Here is a 19989-nt window from a genome sequence, read left to right as displayed (position 1 = left end):
CATCAAGAGAACTGTAAAAGATGACGGATAATGATAACAATCGGACTGTCCCAAACGCGCTCCCGGTAGGGTACCGCTTCAACGAGTTTGAAATCAAAGAGGTGATCGGCGGCGGCGGTTTTGGCATCGTCTATCGCGCGTGGGATCACCAGCTCGAACGCACTATCGCTATCAAAGAATTTATGCCTTCCTCGCTCGCCGTGCGCGGCGACGACATGACCCTGGTGCTGCGCAGCGAGCGCTTTGGCAAAGCGTTTTCCGCAGGCCTGAACAGCTTCATCCAGGAAGCCCGTCTGCTGGCGCGCTTTAACCACCCGAACCTGCTGCACGTCCTGCGCTTCTGGGTGCAAAACGACACGGCCTACATGGGGACGCTGTTTTACAGCGGGACCACGCTTTCGCGCCTGCGCGAAGAAAAGCCGGAGCTGATCAACGAGGCCTGGATCCGCCGCACGCTGCCGATGCTGTTCGGTGCGATCAAGACCATTCACGACGAAGGCTATCTGCACCGCGACATCTCTCTGGATAACATTCAGATCCAGGATAACGGCCTGCCGGTGCTGCTCGATTTCGGCTCCGCGCGCCGCACCATCGGTAACCTCTCCGACGAAACGGAAACCATGCTGCGCCCGGGCTTTGCGCCGATTGAGCAGTATACCGACGACAACGAAAGCGAGCAGGGCCCGTGGACGGATATTTACGCCCTCGGCGCGGTGCTGCGTACCCTGATTGTGGGTTCTCCGCCGCCGGTCAGCGTGGTGCGCTCAATTCAGGATACCTGCAAACCGCTGGTGGAAATCATGCCGCAGGGCTATTCCATTCCGCTGCTGCAGGCCATCGACCGCGCGCTGGCGCTGCACATGGAGGATCGTCCGCAGTCAATCGACGAGTTCGCCGCGCTGATAGAGATGCCGGTCGCCGGTATCAACGATGTGCTGACGGCGAAAAAGCCCGGCACGATGCTGGTACCGGTGGAGGAGGAACAACCGGCTTCGCTACTCGACTGGCGCCGCTACAAGATCCCGGGCTTGGTTGCCGCGGGCGTGCTGGTGGGCGTTGTCGCCGGGGCGATGCTGTTCAGCAGCGGTAATGATGCTCCCGAGCAGGCTGCACAGCCACCGGCAGAGACGCGTCCGACTGAAACCACCGCTAACACGCCGGACGTGAAGCCAGAAACGGCGAAGGTTAACGAGCAGGCGACGGCCCAGCAGACGCCACCGCCTGTCGAGAGCCCTGTTGCGCTGGTTTATATCCGCATCCTCGACGGCGAAACGCTGAAAGTGAACGGCGAGCCAAAAGCGCTGCGTCCGGCGACCAACGGCTATGCATCGCTCAAGCTGCCGGCCGGCGAGGTGAAGATTGAACTGCAGGGCAACGGGAGAACGCGTGGCCAGACGCTGGATATCACTAAGCCGGGTACCTGGCTGGTGAATCCTTAGAATTACGCTCAGTCACAGATGCGAACCTCTTTTCTGAATCGCATAAGCTAGATGGAATAAAGATTATGCTCAACCGAATTACCGTTCAGCTCCCGGTGGAGGGGCTTCTGTTCTGGAAACTGACGGGCCGCGAGGCGATGTCCGAGTCGTTCGCGCTGACGCTGACCGTGCTCGGCACGGACGCGCGCCTCGACCGCAGCAAGCTGCTGGGCCAGCCGGTCACGGTGACCATCCCGACGCAGAACCTGCTGACGTCCCGCTATGTTAACGGCAAGATTACCCGCGTGGCGGTCAGCGCCGTCGAGCTGACGGGCACCCGCTATGCGGTGTACCAGCTGACGGTGGAGCCGGACCTGTGGCCGATGAAGCGCGACCGTAACCTGCGTATCTTCCAGGGGCAGACGGTGCCACAGATTGTCAAAACCCTGCTGGGTGAGCATCAGGTTAACGTTGAGGATAAACTCACCGGCAGCTACCGCGTATGGGACTACTGCGTGCAGTATCAGGAGTCGAGCCTGGACTTCATCAGCCGCCTGATGGAGCTGGAGGGGATTGCGTATCACTTCAGCCATGAGGCCGACAAACACACCCTGGTACTGACTGATGCCGCCACGCAGCATCAGCCGTTCAGCGGCTATGAGGTCATTCCTTACCATCAGACGCCGTCAGGCGGCAGTACGGACGAAGAGGGCATCAGCCAGTGGGCGCTGGAGGACAGCGTGACGCCGGGTATTTACAGCCTCGACGACTATGACTTCCGCAAGCCGAACGCGTGGCTGTTCCAGGCCCAGCAGAACCCGGCGTCGCCGAAGCCGGGCAGCATCGACGTGTACGACTGGCCGGGGCGCTTTGTGGACAAAGGCCACGGGGAGTTCTATGCCCGCATCCGTCAGGAGCGCTGGCAGGTTGAGCATCAGCAGATTCAGGCCACCGCCACGGCGGCGGGGATTGCGCCAGGGCACACCTTCACGTTAACCAACGCGCCGTTCTTCAGCGACAACGGCGAGTATCTGGTCACGGCGGCGGGTTACCACTTCGAAGAGAACCGCTACGCCAGCGGCGAGGGTGAAACCATTCACCGCACCGATTTTACGGTGATTCCGTCGGCGGTGGTCTACCGTCCGGCGCAGACCACGGCGTGGCCGCGCACCTACGGCCCGCAGACCGCGAAGGTAGTGGGGCCGAAGGGCGAGAGTATCTGGACGGACAAATACGGTCGCGTGAAGGTGAAGTTCCACTGGGACCGCCTGGCGAAGGGCGATGACACCAGTTCCTGCTGGGTGCGCGTGTCGAGCGCGTGGGCGGGCCAGGGCTACGGCGGGGTGCAGATCCCGCGCGTCGGCGATGAGGTGGTGGTGGACTTTATCAACGGCGATCCGGACCGGCCGATTATCACCGGGCGCGTGTACAACGACGCGAGCATGCCGCCGTGGGCGCTGCCGGCTGCGGCGACGCAGATGGGCTTTATGAGCCGCTCTAAGGGGGGCTCCGTGGACAACGCCAACGCCCTGCGCTTTGAGGACAAGGCGGGCGCAGAGCAGGTGTGGATCCAGGCCGAACGCAACATGGACACCAGCGTTAAAAACGATGAAACGCACAGCGTCGGCGGGGCGCGCAGCCATTACGTGAAGAAAAATGAACTGCATCGCGTGGAAGCGAACCAAACCCAGGCCGTGAAGGGCGGAACCGAGATCCTGACGGGGAAAGGCAAGCTGGATGCGGCGGTGGAGCAGTACGTTATTGCTTCCGGGACGAAGCTGCGGCTGGTCTCCGGTGAGAGCGCCATTGAGCTGAACGCTAACGGCAAGATTAACCTGATCGGCAAAGAGTTTAACTTCTTCGTGGAAGGGGATGGGTATATCACCACGGGCGGTAAGCTGCATCTGAATACCTCGGGAACCAAGCCGGGCACAACGGCACCGGGTTCGGGGCATAAAGGGGATATTGATGCGGCGGTGCAGGCGTATTTCTCTCCGGATCAGGCTAAAAAATCTGCCGGTGTGGGAGTTGCCGGAGGATCGGGTAAAGCGGCGCCTGCGCAAAACAATTCTGCTGCTACAACGGGCACAGACAAAACCAGTGAATATAATTATTCGTTGCAGGACATGGTGGATAAGCAAAAGAATTTAAAGGCCAAACCTCAAAAGTGGACGCGACGCGGTTTTGTCAACGCCTCTGAAGATGATATTAAGAAATATGCAAACCCGGATAACTACAATACTGGAACTGATAAATATCAGTTCCTTGATCTCTCATCTTCATCAGGTGTTTCTGAAACTGATATGGCTTCCTTCCTGAAAGGTAAAGGCGTACTTGAAGGTCAAGAAAAAACATATCTTGATGCAGCAAAGAAATACAATGTCAGTGAAGTTTACCTGGCCTCACATTCTGCTCTCGAAACAGGTAACGGAGCGAGTGAACTGGCGAAAGGTGTCGAGGTCAATGGTGTAAAAGTTTATAATATGTACGGTATTGGCGCTTTAGATGGCAATGCTGTTAAAACAGGATCCAATTACGCATATAAAATGGGATGGACTTCGCCAGAGAAAGCGATAGATGGTGGTGCGAAATGGATTTCCGAAAAATACATCAATAATGCGGATTATGCCCAAAACAATCTTTATAAGATGCGATGGAACCCAGCTTCGCCAGGAACACATCAGTATGCAACTGATGTTAACTGGGCTGTAGCCCAAACATCAAACATGAAGAAAATGTTTGATAATTTCCCTGGGGCAAACCTATCATATGATATTCCAAAGTTTAAGTAATGGATCAACTTATGAGTAAGAAAATTCTGAGTGTTTTATGTTCGGTTCTGGTGCTCTGCAGCTTGAACAGTAATGCCACGACTGCTCAAATCAATAAAAAAGTTGAAAATTCATCCCATAATCTTTTAGCAAATCCCGACTTTTCTGTACAAATAAACAAACAGTCTGTCGCATTGGGCGACAGGTGGACTAATGACGTTGCACGTAAATTTGAGTTGCCGATTGACGGCCATTTTGTCGGGGAAGTTCCTTTTGACGGAATAAATTATAAATTCTTCCAGCATCAAAAGTCTGGGTTAGAAATATTCACTTCCAATCTTTGGTGGGATAAAGCCGAGAGAAGTGTTGATGATTATATTGTGTCGCAGATTACGCTAACTGCTGTGGATGGCAAAACAGCCCGAGGGATCCATATTGGTTCAACAATAAATGAACTGAATAACGCTTATGGTAGTGGCCAGGTTGAAAATGATTCCGGGGAACAGTGGATTTCCTATGAATTGGGTAAGAAATTGCTCTCTTTTGAGGTTAAAGACAGTAAGGTTGTGAAAATTACAATGAATTACGAAAATGGTTCTTCAGAGTAATTTATGACCAAAAAATATCTGGCAGCCGTATTGTTCACCGCTTTATTGACAGGCGTCGTTGAAGCGTCATCGGCGCTTGAATTATCGCAATACAATAAGCTCGAAACGGTTAGCCGCATCGTTAACGACAGAGAAGTAACAGACAGTCTCAGGACGTTGCTGGGAAATCATTACAAGATCTTTATTGATAACTTTGATGTCTTCGGTGAACCGCATACCACCGCAGGTGGCGGATTGTTTGTTGAAGGCTGGCTAAAGGATCTCTACCTGGAGAACGCGTCAGCGCTGGTCATCAATCCTGACGGCAAAATCTTTGCGGCCTGGGTGGTTCCGGAGTCGGACGTTATTCATTACCAGTCTTCAGAAAATAGCCCGGTTATTAATGCCGATATTCAGCGATGGGCCGCCAGATTTAATGCGATGCATTTTGCAACGAACAGCCAGTCAGGCCTCGCGTTTGACGGGGACTGGGCTGGCGAATTCGGGAACGACTCGACGTTAACCCTGCGGTTAGCTGAATCAGGCAACCGCATCACCGGGTCTTATTGCTATATCTCCCAAAAAGGAAACCGCATAGATTGCCCGGAAGATCATGAGCGTAATCTTAGCGGTACTATCGCTGGCAATCGCGCCAGCGTTGAGTTCAACTCATCGTTTGGCGGCGTAGGCGGACGGGCTGTTCTTGAAATAAAGGGGAGTGAAATGGAATGGCGCTTAGTTACTCCTCCTCAAAAAGGAAATTATTATGCTCCGCTGCGTTATACGTTACGTAAAGCCGCTTCGGTTCATAACGCTGAAACCAGAAAACTGGACACCGAAAAGTTCGCTATTTCGCTGATGAACAGGTGTGGCCATTTTGATAGCGAATGTGACCAGATGGTTTATCTCGGCGTGCGCAAAAGCGATAACAGTACGATCTCCTTAAGGGGAAAAACGCAGCACGACTCCGCAGGTAAAATAATCGGCTCAACGTACAAGAATGGCGAGATCGTTTATACCGTGACGTATGCACCTGCGAAATTGGTTGTCAGTAAAGGCAGCCAGGTTTTAGTCGAACAGTCAGGTCAATGGCGTAAATAATAAAACAGCCAGCCAAAGGGCCAGCATGGATTGGCCTTTTTGTTTCTCACAATATTAATCATCCCGAGTTCACTTATGAAATACACCCTCCAGGAAGGTTCGTTTTCCCTTTTCCCTGCTGCCTGGCAGGATAACAGCATGAACATTATTCGCGATGACGAAAGCGGGCTGTCCGTGGTGGTCAGCCGCGGCGTTATCCCCGATGGCAGCGACTATGAACAAGAGTTCCGCCGCCAGTGGGATGTGCTGCGTCCTCAGATGGGCGAAATTGCCCAAAGCGAATTCCGGAACGTAAAGGCCGGGCCTGACGGAAAAATTAACGGGCTGGAAGTTGAGACGACGTTTGACCGTAACGGGCAGCGCCTGTGGCAAAAACAGCTGGCAGTGCAGACGCCGGGCAAACCGGTATTGATGATTTTTACCCTCTCGGCACTCAGGGCATTCACCGAAGAGGACGAGGTGCGCTGGAGCGCGCTTAAGCAGAGTCTGACGCTAAACGACAACCGGAATGTGTAAGGCATGAGCGATAACAACGCGGCCCGTAAGGGCGACGAGATTATTCACTCCAGCATTTTTGCTGATATCACCAGCATTGTTGCGGAAGGTGCCGCCTATGCGGTGATCGGCGCGGCTGTAGGCGCAGCAGCAACCGTAGCGGCGCCATTGCTGGGGGCGGGGGCAGCAGCAGCTGGCGTGGCAGCAATTGGATCCAGCTGTCTGTTAAGCGGGATTATCGGTGGCGTGCTGGCGAACGTGGCGGGTATTACCGACGATATCAGTAACGCCGCGGAAGGATTAGGCAATGCGCTTTTCCCGCCGTCGCCTGCGGGTAAAATCACCACCGGTTCCAGTAACGTGCTGACCAACGCAATCCCCGCCGCGCGGGCGGCAGGAACGCTGACGCCCGCCGATACGCCGTCTCCTGAGCCGCAGTCGCCGGGCAGCTTTGCCGATTACGCGGGCATGCTGCTTTCCGCCGCCGGACAGTTTGGCAGCGAAATGTGGCAGCCGAGCGTGGCCTCTGCCGCCGCGGGAACCTCGCCGCTGGAAGAAGACAAGGTGGCGTGCGAAAAGCACTCCGGGCCGCAGTATCTGGCGGAAGGCTCTAAAAGCGTCTTCATAAACGGACAGCCCGCGGTGCGCGCGAAAGATCGCACCACCTGCGAAGGCACCGTTTCCGACGACGTCTCCCCGAACGTGATCATCGGCGGGGACACGCTCACGGTTCGCGATATCAAAAGCGGTAAAACGGCGGGGCTGGCGCTGGGGATGATTGCGCTCTCCCTGCTGCGCGGGCGACCGGGCAAGATCCTGAAAAACATGCCCTGCGCGCTGGCGGCGGCCGGCGGCGGGATGCTGGCCGATATGGCAGTGAATGCCGTGTTTGGCTCCTCGCACCCGGTTCACGCCGCCACCGGCGTGAAGGTGCTGAATGACGACGACGAGCTCGACTTCTCGCTGCCGGGGCGCTTCCCGCTTCGCTGGCAGCGCAGCTACAACAGCCTGACCACCCGCGAGGGGCTGTTTGGTCTGGGCTGGGCAACCACCTTTGACAGCTATCTGGTGCTGGAAGATAACAACGCTACCTGGTTCGACGAAACCGGGCGCGAGCTGAGCTTCGAGCTGCCGCCTGTCGACCGCGCGTTTTACAGCATCAGCGAAGGCATTATCATCCGCCGCAATGAGAACGGCGACGTGGCGATTGCCGACGATGACGGTGCGGTATGGCGTCTGTATAAACAGACCCGGGCGAATCCATCTATCCTGCGTCTGGCCTCCCTCAGCGACGAATACGGCAACGCGCTGCTGACGGAGTGGGACGAGCACGGCAGGCTGGTAGGCCTTCACGACGAGCCGCGGGCGATAGACGTCACCCTGCGCTATGAAGATGAACGTTTCCCGCAGCGCGTTACCGCTGCCAGCCATTTCGACGGTAGCCAAACCTGGCCGCTGATGCAGTGGGGCTACGACGCGCGCGGCCAGCTGGCGAACGCGACGGATGCCTCCGGCGTGGTGACGCGTGAATACCGCTATAACGAGCACGGGCTGATGGTCTGGCACCGGATGCCGGGCGGTCTGGAGAGCGAATACCGCTGGAAAAAATTCGACCACTGGCGCGTGGTGGAAAACCGCACCAGCACCGGCGACGGGTGCCGCTTTAGCTACGATTTAGCCGCCGGGCTGACGACCGTCGAGCACTACGACGGCCAGACGCGCCGCCACTACTGGAACGCGCAGAATCTGATCGTCCGCTACGTTGACGAGCGCGGTGAAAACTGGCGCTACGAGTGGGATGAGAACGAGCTTCTGACGCGCCGCATCGATCCGCTCGGCAATGCCGTTACCTTCGTCTACGACGAGATGGGCAACCGGGTTCAGGAGATCGACGCCGACGGCAATACCCGCACCACCGCCTGGCTGGAGCACCGCGCGCTTCCTGCGGCCATTATCGAAGCCGACGGCAGCGCCACCCGGTTCTGGTACGACGAACATCACGGGCTTAAGCGCGTGGTGGACCCGATGGGGCAGACCACGCAGCTGCGCCGGGACGAATTCGGCCAGGTCGTTGAAGAGGTCGATGCCGCAGGAAACAGCCGCTACCAGGAGTACAACGAGGCCGGGCAGATCGTTCGTTCGACGGACTGTTCCGGGCGTATTACCCGCTACCGCTATCACCCGCTGGGCTGGCTGGTGGCCGAGACTAGCGCCGACGGGGAAGAGACCCGTTATCGCTACGACGCCGCAGGGCGTCCGGTGCAGCTCGATCGCCCGGAAGGCTGGACGGAATCGCTCAAATGGAACGAACGTGGTCTGCCGGTGAAGCATGCGGGCGCCGACGGGAAAGAAAGTGAGTTCAGATACGATGAGGCAGGGCGCTTAACCGCGACGCGCAATACCCAGGGCGAAGAGGTGCGTCGCCGCTGGGACAGCCGCGGGCGTCTGATTGCCCTGGAAAACGAAAACGGCGAAGCGTATCAGTTCCGCTGGGGCGCGGACTCGCTGCTGCTGGAAGAAGTGGGGCTGGATGGCGTAACCTCGCAGTATCGCTACGACGCCTGCGGACGCACGATAGCGCGCACGTTTGCCGCCGGTCATCCGGAGGCCATCACCCACGCCTTCGCCTGGAGCGCGAGCGGCCAGCTGGTCGCCCGCACCACGCCGGAAGGGCAGACCCGCTACCACTACACTCCGGCCGGACTGTTAAGCCGGATTGGGCTACATCCTGCGCTTGCAGCCGACGCGTGGACCACCGAGGCAGAGCAGGAGCTCGCCTTTGACTATGACGCGCTCGGTCGCGTGACGCGCGAGGCGGGCGAGCACGGCGAGCTGGCGTGGGAGTATGACGCGCTGGGCAACCGCACCTCGATTACTTTGCCCGATGGACGCGAGCTGAAGCAGTTCTACTACGGCAGCGGGCATCTGCTCAGCATTGCTCTCGATAAGCTGTCGGTCTCTGATTTTACCCGCGACGAACTCCACCGTGAGACCAGCCGCACCCAGGGGCTGCTGACCACACGCAGCGAGTACGACCGCCTCGGCCGACTGCATCGCCGGGACGTCTTTACCGGCAATGCGCAGCGCCCGTCGCCGCGCCGCTGGTCCCGCCGCTGGGATTACGACTACCGCAATAACCTGGTGCGGGAAGAGCGGGACGATAATCCGTTCAGCTGGTACCGCTGGCAGTACGACAGCGCCGGGCGTCTGCTCGTTCAGGACGGCACGCTGCCCGGACAGGAGCAGTGGCGCTGGGACGCTGCCGGTAACCCGCTGGAAGGTGCTGCTGAGAAGGTCACGCACAACCGCCTGACGCAGCTGAACGGCATTCGCTGGCGCTATGACATCCACGGCCGCACCGTGGAAAAAGATAACGGCCAGACCCGCTGGCACTATCGCTACGACGGTGAACATCGCCTGACGGAAGTCATCAGCCTGCCGCGGGACCGCAACAGGCCGCAGACGCAGGTCAGCTTCCGCTACGATCCGCTCGGGCGACGCATCAGCAAAACGCGACGCCAGACGCTGGGCGGACAGCCAACCGGCAAGCCGGTCACCACCCGGTTTGTATGGGAAGGGTTCCGCCTGCTGCAGGAGGTGCACGGGGATGTGCCGCTCACCTACGTCTACAGCGATCAGGACAGCTACGACCCGCTGGCACGTATTGACGGCGTGGATGCTCCGGAGATCTTCTGGTTCCACTGCCAGCCCAACGGCACGCCGGAGCGGATGACGGATATCGAAGGGCAGGTGCGCTGGGAAGGGGTGAACAGCGCCTGGGGCAAGCTGCTGCGGGAAAGCGAGACGCAGGTATCAGGATATTCTCAGAACCTGCGCATGCAGGGGCAATACCTGGACCGTGAGACAGGGCTGCACTACAATCTGTTCCGGTATTATGACCCGGACTGCGGGCGGTTTACGCAGCAGGACCCGATAGGGCTGGCGGGGGGGATAAACCTTTACCAGTATGCGCCGAATGCGCTGGGGTGGGTGGATCCGTGGGGGTTAACTCCTGAGGATCTGATTCGCTACCGCCCACACGATTCTCTTTCTGCTCAAAACGGAGCTAGAAGCTCTGCTATCTCTAGGGCATGGGTGCAAGAAAAAGCCTTATTGCAGGATGGTGGGGCTGGCACCAGGAATTGGACTGCGCAAGAGAGAGATTTAATATTGAAGACTCCGAACAAAAGTCTTACCTCCGTGATGTCACGGGCAGGCTATACTGGGCATCATATCAACTCGGTAGAAGGCAATGGTACACTTGGTTCTAAATGGCAAGGTGATCCGAGGAATATTGTTTTCTTGAAAAATCATAACCATCCCGACAAGTTCAATGAGCATGTCCATGGTGATCAAGGACATAGAGGGAATACTAAAAACTCGACGCGCGGGCGCTTAATCGATAGAGAAAGAACACTAAAATCCAGACAACGATGTAAGCAATTATAGGGGGAAAGATGAACATAAAAAATGCAGTCCAAGACTTTGTTAGCAAATTCAAAATGAATGATTTAAATATGGGAGAGATAGACTATACAGACGATGAAAATGAAACTTCTTTTCCAGTGAATTTAAATGGCGAAATTCGTTTTTTTTATAGCCATTTGATTTTAAATGACCACCCAACATTTGATGGTACTTTCTTTATACAGATTGTTGAGTCCCAAGAGCTTAATGAAATGTTATCAGGCTGGCGAGTTCAAAATGACACGACCTGGCGCGATGAATATATAATCTTTGCTGAAAGAAATGGAGATGTTCTTTTTTGTGATACCCAAAATATTACATCACCTGTTTATGGTAGTATTCAAAAAAGAAATTTCATTATTTCCAATTCGTTAGCTGACTTTTTGGATGTTTTTTGTTCTGCCATTGAGATAGAACAAAGTAAATATGATGGTGATGCTACAGATGATGATTTTAATTTCAGAGAGGACTTTCTGGAGGATATCGATTTAATGCTAAAAAGCAAGCTTAAGGATGTTGAGGTAGAAGCTTTTAAATATTTCTTTTTTGGTTAGTTAACAATAAAACTTACTCTTTTAGAGACCTCCATGCTTCTGAAGGCATTTATCGCTTTTATCCCTTTTATATAGGCAAGGAGGTCTCTTTTCGAATGATAATGAATAAATATATGAAAAACGTATGCTATAAATTCGATGAAAAAAGAGTTACATCTCTTGTAGAAAAAGGAAACGAGTTTCACGACAACCAAAAATACGCCGAAGCTTTAGAACAATACCAAAAGCCTGGCAAGCTCTTCCTGAGCCAAAGTTTGAATCGGAATTTGCTAACTGGATCGCTGCGTGCATGTACAGCGCTTATTTTGATCTTGAGGATTACGATGAGGCGAAGAAATGGGGAGAGACGACGTTGCGCACACGTGGATCGAATATAGACACTGCACCATCAATCGACCTCGGCATGGTCTGTTACGGGTTGAATCAATTCGATGAAGCGTATAAACATTTCAACGATGCTTATAACTACGGCAAAGAGCGTGCGTTTAAGCATAGGCCTAAAAAATATCTGGAATTTTATTTAGGCAAAAGAACGTGAAGCCCTCGCTGTTTTACATTACTTAGACAGCTAGAATAAGCGTGTTCCACATAAGTGCATACGAAGAATAATCATTAAGCAACATACTCATGAATAATATCATTAACTGTGAAAAAAAGATCGGACGTGCAGATATTGCTAAAACGGAAGAGAAATTATCTATTACTCTTCCGGATGATTTCGTTTCACATTATCTGCAATTTAATGGTGGCACTCCAGAGAAAAGTTGGTGGGACGGTGATGAAGATTTTGAGCCAATAGAGGTGGCTGCGTTTAAGCCGTTTGTTTATAATAGTCAGACAAATAATGCCCCTGGATCTTTAATTGACGGTTGCTATATCAGCATGGTGGATAGGGAAGTGATTCCTAAAAATCTGCTTCCTTTCGCAAATGATTGGGGAGGGAATTTCTTCTGCCTGGATTTAGATAATTACTCAATTGTATATTTTGCTACAGATTCTTTTGATGAGGATTTGACTATGCAAGAGAATCACACAAATCTTCAAAGATATCTGACAAATTCATTTGCTAACTTTGTTAACGGATTAGTAGCAGAAGAGGATCTTTCTTAAAGAATACTTAAGAATTTAATCGATTTATTCAATTCAATTGCTATTATTTTGCTATTCATATTTTTAATAAAACTCTGTGGCACAAACCATAGGGTTTTATTATAAAACAGCATGGTGCTTGTGGGTGTGAAGATATCTAGGATTCCAGGTAAAATAAATTCGGTTAAAACATAAAAATATTCCAAGTAGCAATGTATATGTTAAATAATATTAATTGGTTTGTTAATCTTGGTATTGCAACGACACTCATTGGTGTTATCCAAGCTCAGTCCCTTAGCTTATTTGTAAAAGGAATGAATAGTTATTAATGTGAGATCGCCACCCTGGGGGCAGGTAATGAAATAACGGGCTATCTCGCAAAAAAGAGACTAACAAATTTCAATGCTGGAAATTTTTGGTCAAAGAAGCTAAGAAAGTTGTGGAGAATGTTATTATCCCAAAAATAACATACCCGGAGCTTAGGAAAGGTTCAATGACTGAGAACTTAAAATGGGACCTTGTGAATTACTTGCTTGAAGATGCGTATAATACTCTATTATAAGAGCCATTCTTTTTTGACGGATTAACTAATGTTTATAAGTCTGAGCATATGCCCTGTGTATTGTCAGGTTCCTGGCCAGCGGGCAAACTAGTAATCTATTGATAGATTACGCGAAAAAAATCCACGCCAAAGCGTGGATTTTTTCATTCAGAACAAATCAAACGTTAAACAAAAAGTTTATCACATCGCCACCTTTAACGATGTAATCTTTCCATTCCGCACGCATCTTGCAATCCGTTAAATCAAGGTGGGTTAGCTCCTAAGCGTGTCGATCCGACAACGCCAGGTAGATCGTATGAATTACCATCAATATGGGCAGAATGGCTTGAAGAAGTAGCGATTCCAGGCTCGGGGAATGTAAAATAGGTTACTATATGAACGTTAATAAAGATGATGAACTCCTTGTAATAGTAAAGAACGAAGGAAGATTTTATTGGTTCGTTGCCTTTAAAGAAATGTGGGTTTTGGACAGAGTTAAATGGATAGACGATTTTGTGAAAAACGGGGTGGAAATAAACCTACAGGATATCCATAAGGAAAGATATGACATACCAGTAGTAAATGAAAAAAACGCACAGATATTCATTGGTAACTTAATTAAAGATGGTTATTTATACGATAAGGATGATATAGCTGAGGCGTTTTACAATAGGCTTTCAGAAAAAACAACCTGGTGGGATATTTATGATCTAATGCCGGATTTATTTATAGACTTTGAAAGTAAGCGATTATATTCTGAATATGTTGAGAGTATGCATTACTACAAATATGTTCCTGATGGTTGGTTCGGCGAACTTGTTGATTTCTGCAGTGATGGATCGTTACCTCAAGATGAAATGTTCTGGATAAAAAATGAAACAGATTATAGGAGCGTTGTGATCGCTAAAGGGTAAAAATATACTTTCGGCATATCATTTTTATACTATGTAATGTTAGATTGAACACGTTAATTAGTCCTTGTATTAAATGAAAAAAAGCCGTTACCAGCCGTTTTGACAAACTTCCATGCAATCTGTGAAGAAGTATATTTGTCTGCACCTCCTAAAGGGACTTTTTTTATTGCTTAACACTCACTCTTCCAAGGGAAGTCGTCATTGTCTGTAGCTATGCGGTAAAAAACGGCTGGCATGATTGGTTTTTTCCTATGATGCATAACGTGTTGTCCCAATCCGGACCCGCTTATTAAGATTAAAATACACATAAACGTTATAACAATACCGGGGGACAAAAGAGGAGCTGCATAAGCAGTTCCAACAAAAGGCATAAAACCTAACTGAGAGGCAAAGGATGAGCACCGTTTACATTGTCATTTTGACCTATATAAAACCACTCGAAGAAATCGATGCAGCGATACCTGCTCATGTTGAGTGGCTAAAAAAGGGGTATGTAGAGGGGATTTTCCTGGCGTCCGGTAGACGGATCCCAAGAAATGGCGGTGTCATTCTCGCTAAGTGCGAGAGTCTTACCTCTCTTGAAGAGCGCTTACGCGAGGATCCTTTTCAGGCGTTAAAGCTTGCGACTGTTGAAATCATTCCCTTTGAACCCAGCATGAAAACAGAACTCCTGGAAAATGTGTTTTAACCCCGCAATAAAAAAATCCACGCCAAAGCGTGGATTTTTTTCATTCAAAACAAATCAAACGTTAAACAGGAAGTTCATCACATCGCCATCTTTAACGATGTAATCTTTCCCTTCCGCACGCATCTTGCCTGCTTCTTTCGCGCCTTGCTCACCCTTGTAGGTGATAAAGTCTTCAAACGCGATAGTCTGCGCACGAATAAAGCCTTTCTCGAAGTCGGTGTGGATCTTACCGGCCGCCTGAGGTGCAGTCGCACCCACAGGGATCGTCCACGCACGCACTTCTTTCACGCCAGCGGTGAAGTAGGTCTGCAGGTTCAGCAGCTCATAGCCTGCACGAATGACGCGGTTCAGGCCAGGTTCTTCCAGACCCAGCTCGGCCATGAACTCTTCACGGTCGGCGTCGTCCAGCTCGGCAATATCGGATTCAACGGCAGCGCAAACAGCCACAACCACAGAACCTTCAGCCGCTGCGATTTCACGCACTTTGTCCAGGTACGGGTTGTTTTCAAAACCGTCTTCGTTAACGTTGGCGATGTACATGGTTGGCTTCAGGGTCAGGAAGCTCAGGTATTTGATCGCCGCCTTGTCTTCTTCAGTCAGGTTTTTCAGCGCGCGCAGCATGCCGGCGTTTTCCAGCTGTGGCAGGCATTTTTCCAGCGCAGCCAGTTCCGCTTTCGCGTCCTTGTCGCCGCCTTTGGCTTTCTTCTGCACGCGGTGAATCGCGCGTTCGCAGGTGTCGAGGTCAGAGAGCGCCAGCTCGGTGTTGATGACCTCGATGTCGTCAGCCGGATCCACTTTGTTGTTTACGTGGATGATGTTGTCGTTCTCGAAGCAGCGCACAACGTGGCCGATCGCTTCGGTTTCACGAATGTTGGTCAGGAACTGGTTACCCAGGCCTTCACCTTTGGATGCGCCTTTTACCAGGCCCGCGATGTCCACGAATTCCATGGTGGTTGGCAGAATGCGCTGCGGCTTAACGATTTCCGCGAGCTGGTCCAGACGCGGGTCCGGCATTGGCACAACGCCGGTGTTAGGTTCGATGGTACAGAACGGGAAGTTCGCCGCTTCGATACCCGCTTTGGTAAGCGCGTTAAACAGGGTGGATTTGCCCACGTTTGGCAGACCGACGATACCGCATTTGAATCCCATTTCTAAATCACCTTAATATCTTGATAATCAATCCGTTAACGATAACCGACTGATGAAAAGTAAATAACTACGCCTATTATACACGTAACCCGCATGATGCGCGGTAAAAAAGCCGGATCGGGCGGATTATTGCGCTTTGAAAGCGTGCAAGCGGTTTGTCGCTTTGGTTAACCCATCTTTCAGCCAGATTTCGGTGCAGCGCGCCGCTTCGTCTACCGCCTCGTCAATCAGTTTCTGCTCAGAAACCGGGGGCTTACCGAGTACGAAACCGACAACTTTGTTTTTATCGCCCGGATGGCCGATTCCAACGCGCAAACGGTGGAAATTCGGGTTATTGCCCAGCTTGCTAATGATGTCTTTAAGGCCGTTGTGGCCGCCGTGCCCGCCGCCCAGTTTGAATTTTGCCACGCCGGGCGGGAGATCCAGCTCATCGTGAGCCACCAGAATTTCATCCGGATTGATGCGATAAAACGTTGCCATTGCCGCCACGGCTTTACCGCTCAGGTTCATAAAGGTGGTGGGCACGAGTAAACGAACATCCGCGCCAGCAAGGTTGATACGCGAGGTATACCCGAAGAATTTAGGTTCTTCACGCAGGGGAGCACGTAACCGCTCGGCCAGCAGATCGACGTACCATGCCCCGGCGTTGTGGCGGGTGGCCGCGTATTCTGCGCCCGGGTTGGCGAGGCCGACAATCAGTTTAATCGTCACGATTTAATTCCTAATGGGTTCCAGATCTGGCGCGTAGTTTACTGTCTGGCGCGCCGCTTGACAAAATTCTGCGATCTTCTCAACGAAATACGAATAATTTCTGATTTGAACAATTAGAATTTCAAGCTGTTCAAAGTGTTATTTGTAAACTTTTGTTTGGGAGTTATCTGTAATTGTGATCATTCACGCAACTCATAAAAGGGGCGTTGTCTATACTTTACACACAAGGATTAGGGGCTTTTCCCCTGACAACCCAAAGTTCCGGAGGTGACACATGAAACGCAAAAACGCTTCGTTACTCGGTAACGTACTGATGGGATTGGGGCTGTTCGTGATGGTTGGCGGCGTGGGTTATTCCATTTTAAACCAGTTACCTCAGATTAACCTCCCGCAATACTTCGCGCACGGCGCGATATTGAGCATCTTCGTTGGTGCGGTATTGTGGCTCGCCGGGGCGCGCGTGAGCGGCCATGAGGAAGTCTGCGATAAATACTGGTGGGTGCGCCACTACGATAAACGATGTCGTCGCGATCAGCATAAGCACAGCTAGTGCCTGAAAAAGAACGCCGAAACGGCTCCCGAGGGAGTCGTTTTTTTTTGCATCAAGGGTTGACCCTCACGTAACGTAAGGCTCCAGAGTGGCGCCACTGGCAAAGAAAAAGGAGCAGTTATGTTGATTCAGGTGGGTGAGCTGGCGAAACGCGCCGGGATCACCGTGCGGACATTGCACCACTATGAGCAAACAGGGTTGTTGCTGCCTTCTGCCAGAAGCGCAGCAGGTTACCGGCTTTACAACCTGGCGGATGTCCAGCGTCTGCACATGATCCAGGCGCTGGCAAAAGCGGGGCTGGAACTTGCTGAAAATCAGGGATTTCCTGGAACAGGAGTCGCTGTCGTTAACCGAGTTACTCGATGCGCAAATCACGCTGCTGGATAAACAGCTGCGCAGCATACATACGCTGCGCGATCGGCTGGTGGAGCTGCGGACCGGGCTTATCGACGATGCGACGCCGGATCTGGAATCTTGGCTACAGACTCTGGAGTTAATGAATATGTACGATCGCTGGTTTAGCAAAGAAGAGTTACAGCAGCTGCCGTTTGCGGTGCAGAAGGATGCGCTGGCGGCTATTTGGTCGGGGCTGGTTGCAGAGGCCAGTGCGCTACTGGAGCAACATATCCCCGCTACGGACGCCCGGGTGATGGATCTGGCGACGCGCTGGATGGAACGCCTGGAGCAGGACACGGCGGGCAAGCCGGAGTTTCTCACCCGGCTGAACGAGATGCACAGCGTTGAACCGCAGATGCAGGTGCAGACCGGTATCACGCCAGAGATGACGGATTACATCACGCGCGCGTTTGCTGAGTCTAAGCTCAGCATATGGGAGAAGTATCTCACTGCCGAAGAGATGGCCTTTACCCGGGCACACTACTTTGACCGCATGATGGAGTGGCCGCCGCTGGTGGCGAAACTGCATCAGGCGCAGCGGGATAATATCGATCCCGCTTCGGAGGAGGCGCAAAAGCTGGCTGAAAACTGGCTGGCATTGTTCCAGTCTTACGCGGGCACCAGCCCGGAAACTCAGCAAAAGTTTCGTACTGCCATGCAGCAGGAGCCGCACCTGATGAAAGGAACCTGGATGACGCCTGCCGTGCTTGCATGGCTCCAGCAGGCGATCGGGGTGTTGATGCAGAGACGTTTCTCTGCATCAGGTCACTCACAGATCCGCTAACGCGGCTTCACGGTTAGGGTAGAAGGAGAGTCGGCCAGGGATAGGCTGCACGCCGGCGCGCGCCATGGTGCGCAGCGGCTGAAACTCCAGGTTACTCACCCGCAGCTCGCAGCCTTCCGGCAGACGTGCCACAAAGCGCTGGAAGGCATCCAGGCCGCCTGCATCCAGCACCGGTACGGCATCCCATTTCAGCACCACAACCCGTTTGCCAGCGATGCGGGACTCCAGATCGCTGAACAAACCTTCCGCCGCGGCGAAGAACAGCGGGCCAATCACGCGCAGCACCAGTACATCGTCAGGAATCTCGACGTTAACCGGGGAAAGGCGCGTCATCTGCGCGATGCGGCGCATAAACAGCAGGGAAGCCAGCACGATCCCGACGCTGATGGCGATAACCATATCGAACAGCACGGTCAGCGACATGCAGATCAGCATCACGATGATGTCGTCTTTCGGCGCGCGACGAAGCAGGTTCACCACCTTATGCGCCTCGCTCATGTTCCAGGCCACCATCAGCAGCAGGGCGGCCATGGCGGAAAGCGGCAGCCATGATAGCAGCGGGGCGAGGATCAGCAGGGCGAGGATCACCAGCACGGAGTGGATGACCGCCGAAAAGGGTGAAGTTGCCCCTGCGCGCACGTTGGCAGCAGAGCGGGCGATGGCTGCCGTTGCGGTAATACCGCCGAAGAACGGCGCGACGAGGTTGCCTAATCCCTGACCAACCAGCTCGCTGTTGGCTTTGTGTTTGGTGCCGGTCATGCCGTCCAGAACGACGGCGCAGAGCAGGGATTCAATCGCCCCCAGCATTGCCATAGAGAACGCGGCGGGAAGCAGGGCGCGCAGGGAATCCCAGCTTAGGGTAAAGCTGGAGCCGGGCATGTCCCACGGCAGCACCAGCTGCGGTAGCAGTTGCGGAATGCCGCTGCCCTGTGAACCGTCCGCCAGAACATAGTGGAACTGCGAGCCGATAGTCGCGACGTGACCACCGAACATATTGACGATAGCCATTACCGTGCAGCCCAGCAGCAGCGCGGGCAGATGGCCCGGCAGACGAATACCGAGGCGAGGCCAGACGATCAGCGTGCCCAGCGTCACAATCCCGATGGCGGCGTCGCCCAGATTGGCCGTCGGCAGCGCCATAAACAGCGCTCCCACTTTTTGCAGATAGTGTTCCGGTACGTGGGGCATCTGCAGGCCGAGGAAATCTTTGATCTGCATGGTTCCGATGGTAATACCAATCCCCGATGTGAACCCCAGCGTCACGGAAAGGGGAATATATTCAATCAGGCGACCAAAGCGTGCCAGACCAAACAAAATCAAAAAGACGCCGGACATCAGGGTGGCGACCAGCAGGCCTGCCAGACCAAACTGCTGCGAAACCGGGTAGAGGATCACCACGAAGGCGGCGGTCGGGCCGGAGACGCTGAAGCGCGAGCCGCCCGTCAGGGCAATGACTATCCCGGCAACGGCCGAGGTGTACAGACCGTACTGCGGCGCAACGCCGCTGCCAATTGCCAGCGCCATCGCCAGCGGGATGGCGATAATGCCGACGGTGATCCCGGCAATCAGGTCACGGACAAATCGTGACGAGGTGTACTTCTCTTTCCAGCAGGCGTCGATGAGGGCGCGAAAGGGCAGAACATGTGAGGAGGCTACGTTTTTCACAATTATCTATCATCCGTATGCGCATCATCTGTCATGTGAATGGCAGGTGAAGGAGGCATTAATCATACAAATAAAACCCGGAGACAAAAAAACCCGCCGCAGCGGGTTT

The 19989-nt window shown here is 53.1% G+C and carries 15 protein-coding genes and 2 pseudogenes; 13 read left to right on the top strand and 4 right to left on the bottom strand.

All coding sequences use genetic code 11. The features are described from left to right. The first annotated feature begins 20 nt into the window (after positions 1–20). The 9 genes from ACJ69_RS08575 to ACJ69_RS08535 all read left to right on the top strand — a co-directional run bounded on the left by ACJ69_RS08575 (position 21) and on the right by ACJ69_RS08535 (position 12503). The gene (locus ACJ69_RS08575; protein WP_047647493.1) at positions 21–1439 is read left to right on the top strand and encodes a serine/threonine protein kinase; all 1419 of its coding nucleotides are present in this window, start codon (positions 21–23) and stop codon (positions 1437–1439) included. 65 nt (positions 1440–1504) lie between these two features. Further along, complete coding sequence (tssI, locus tag ACJ69_RS08570) at positions 1505–4210, top strand: type VI secretion system tip protein TssI/VgrG (RefSeq protein ID WP_059346894.1); 2706 nt, start codon at positions 1505–1507, stop codon at positions 4208–4210. 11 nt (positions 4211–4221) lie between these two features. Then, the gene (locus tag ACJ69_RS08565; RefSeq protein WP_223537198.1) at positions 4222–4797 is read left to right on the top strand and encodes a hypothetical protein; all 576 of its coding nucleotides are present in this window, start codon (positions 4222–4224) and stop codon (positions 4795–4797) included. 3 nt (positions 4798–4800) lie between these two features. Further along, the gene (locus ACJ69_RS08560) at positions 4801–5877 is read left to right on the top strand and encodes a hypothetical protein (RefSeq protein ID WP_054830000.1); all 1077 of its coding nucleotides are present in this window, start codon (positions 4801–4803) and stop codon (positions 5875–5877) included. A gap of 75 nt (positions 5878–5952) precedes the next feature. After that, positions 5953–6393: a DcrB-related protein gene (locus ACJ69_RS08555; protein ID WP_059346893.1), complete on the top strand. Its 441-nt coding sequence runs from the start codon at positions 5953–5955 to the stop codon at positions 6391–6393. A 3-nt stretch (positions 6394–6396) separates the two neighbouring features. Further along, positions 6397–10821 carry an RHS repeat-associated core domain-containing protein gene (locus ACJ69_RS08550; protein WP_155616774.1) on the top strand — a complete coding sequence of 1475 codons (4425 nt, stop codon included), beginning with the start codon at positions 6397–6399 and terminating at the stop codon, positions 10819–10821. Between the two features lie 8 nt (positions 10822–10829). Next, positions 10830–11393 (top strand): hypothetical protein, encoded by a 564-nt coding sequence (locus ACJ69_RS08545; protein ID WP_059346892.1) that lies wholly within the window; start codon positions 10830–10832, stop codon positions 11391–11393. A gap of 289 nt (positions 11394–11682) precedes the next feature. Then, positions 11683–11931, top strand: a complete 249-nt coding sequence (locus tag ACJ69_RS25690) for a tetratricopeptide repeat protein (RefSeq protein WP_232248339.1) — start codon at positions 11683–11685, stop codon at positions 11929–11931. Positions 11932–12020: 89 nt separating this feature from the next. Next, entirely contained in the window at positions 12021–12503 is a 483-nt protein-coding gene (locus tag ACJ69_RS08535) for an SMI1/KNR4 family protein (protein ID WP_047647500.1), read from the top strand. A 698-nt stretch (positions 12504–13201) separates the two neighbouring features. On the opposite strand, the pseudogene ACJ69_RS25965 reads toward ACJ69_RS08535, so the two are convergent. Next, a pseudogene (locus ACJ69_RS25965) lies at positions 13202–13273 on the bottom strand (hypothetical protein); the annotation flags it as partial. A 145-nt stretch (positions 13274–13418) separates the two neighbouring features. Between ACJ69_RS25965 and ACJ69_RS08525 the strand changes: the two are divergent. Then, the gene (locus ACJ69_RS08525) at positions 13419–13937 is read left to right on the top strand and encodes a hypothetical protein (protein WP_059346891.1); all 519 of its coding nucleotides are present in this window, start codon (positions 13419–13421) and stop codon (positions 13935–13937) included. Between the two features lie 394 nt (positions 13938–14331). Then, a complete protein-coding gene (locus ACJ69_RS08520; RefSeq protein ID WP_059346890.1) occupies positions 14332–14625 on the top strand; it encodes a YciI family protein in 294 nt (97 codons plus the stop codon). Between the two features lie 54 nt (positions 14626–14679). On the opposite strand, the gene ychF is transcribed toward ACJ69_RS08520, so the two are convergent. Together ychF and pth are read right to left on the bottom strand one after the other, a co-directional pair. Beyond that, positions 14680–15774, bottom strand: a complete 1095-nt coding sequence (ychF, locus tag ACJ69_RS08515; RefSeq protein ID WP_023312134.1) for a redox-regulated ATPase YchF — start codon at positions 15772–15774, stop codon at positions 14680–14682. Positions 15775–15900: 126 nt separating this feature from the next. Then, positions 15901–16485 (bottom strand): aminoacyl-tRNA hydrolase, encoded by a 585-nt coding sequence (gene pth, locus ACJ69_RS08510; RefSeq protein ID WP_023336005.1) that lies wholly within the window; start codon positions 16483–16485, stop codon positions 15901–15903. A 274-nt stretch (positions 16486–16759) separates the two neighbouring features. On the opposite strand from pth, the gene ychH reads away from it, so the two are divergent. Both ychH and ACJ69_RS08500 read left to right on the top strand, forming a co-directional pair. Further along, a complete protein-coding gene (ychH, locus tag ACJ69_RS08505) occupies positions 16760–17035 on the top strand; it encodes a stress-induced protein YchH (RefSeq protein ID WP_029741609.1) in 276 nt (91 codons plus the stop codon). A 120-nt stretch (positions 17036–17155) separates the two neighbouring features. Then, positions 17156–18215, top strand: a pseudogene (locus tag ACJ69_RS08500) (MerR family transcriptional regulator). Here ACJ69_RS08500 and dauA read toward each other — a convergent pair. Further along, positions 18201–19880, bottom strand: coding sequence for a C4-dicarboxylic acid transporter DauA (gene dauA / locus ACJ69_RS08495; RefSeq protein ID WP_059346889.1), 1680 nt, complete (start codon positions 19878–19880; stop codon positions 18201–18203). The pseudogene ACJ69_RS08500 and the gene dauA sit on opposite strands and share 15 nt — an antisense overlap. Between the last annotated feature and the right edge of the window lie 109 nt (positions 19881–19989).

Origin of the sequence: Enterobacter asburiae (genome assembly GCF_001521715.1) — a bacterium.
GTDB classification, from domain to species: domain Bacteria; phylum Pseudomonadota; class Gammaproteobacteria; order Enterobacterales; family Enterobacteriaceae; genus Enterobacter; species Enterobacter asburiae.
Note: the sequence above shows the minus strand (reverse complement) of the source record. Positions and strands in the feature narration are given on the sequence as shown.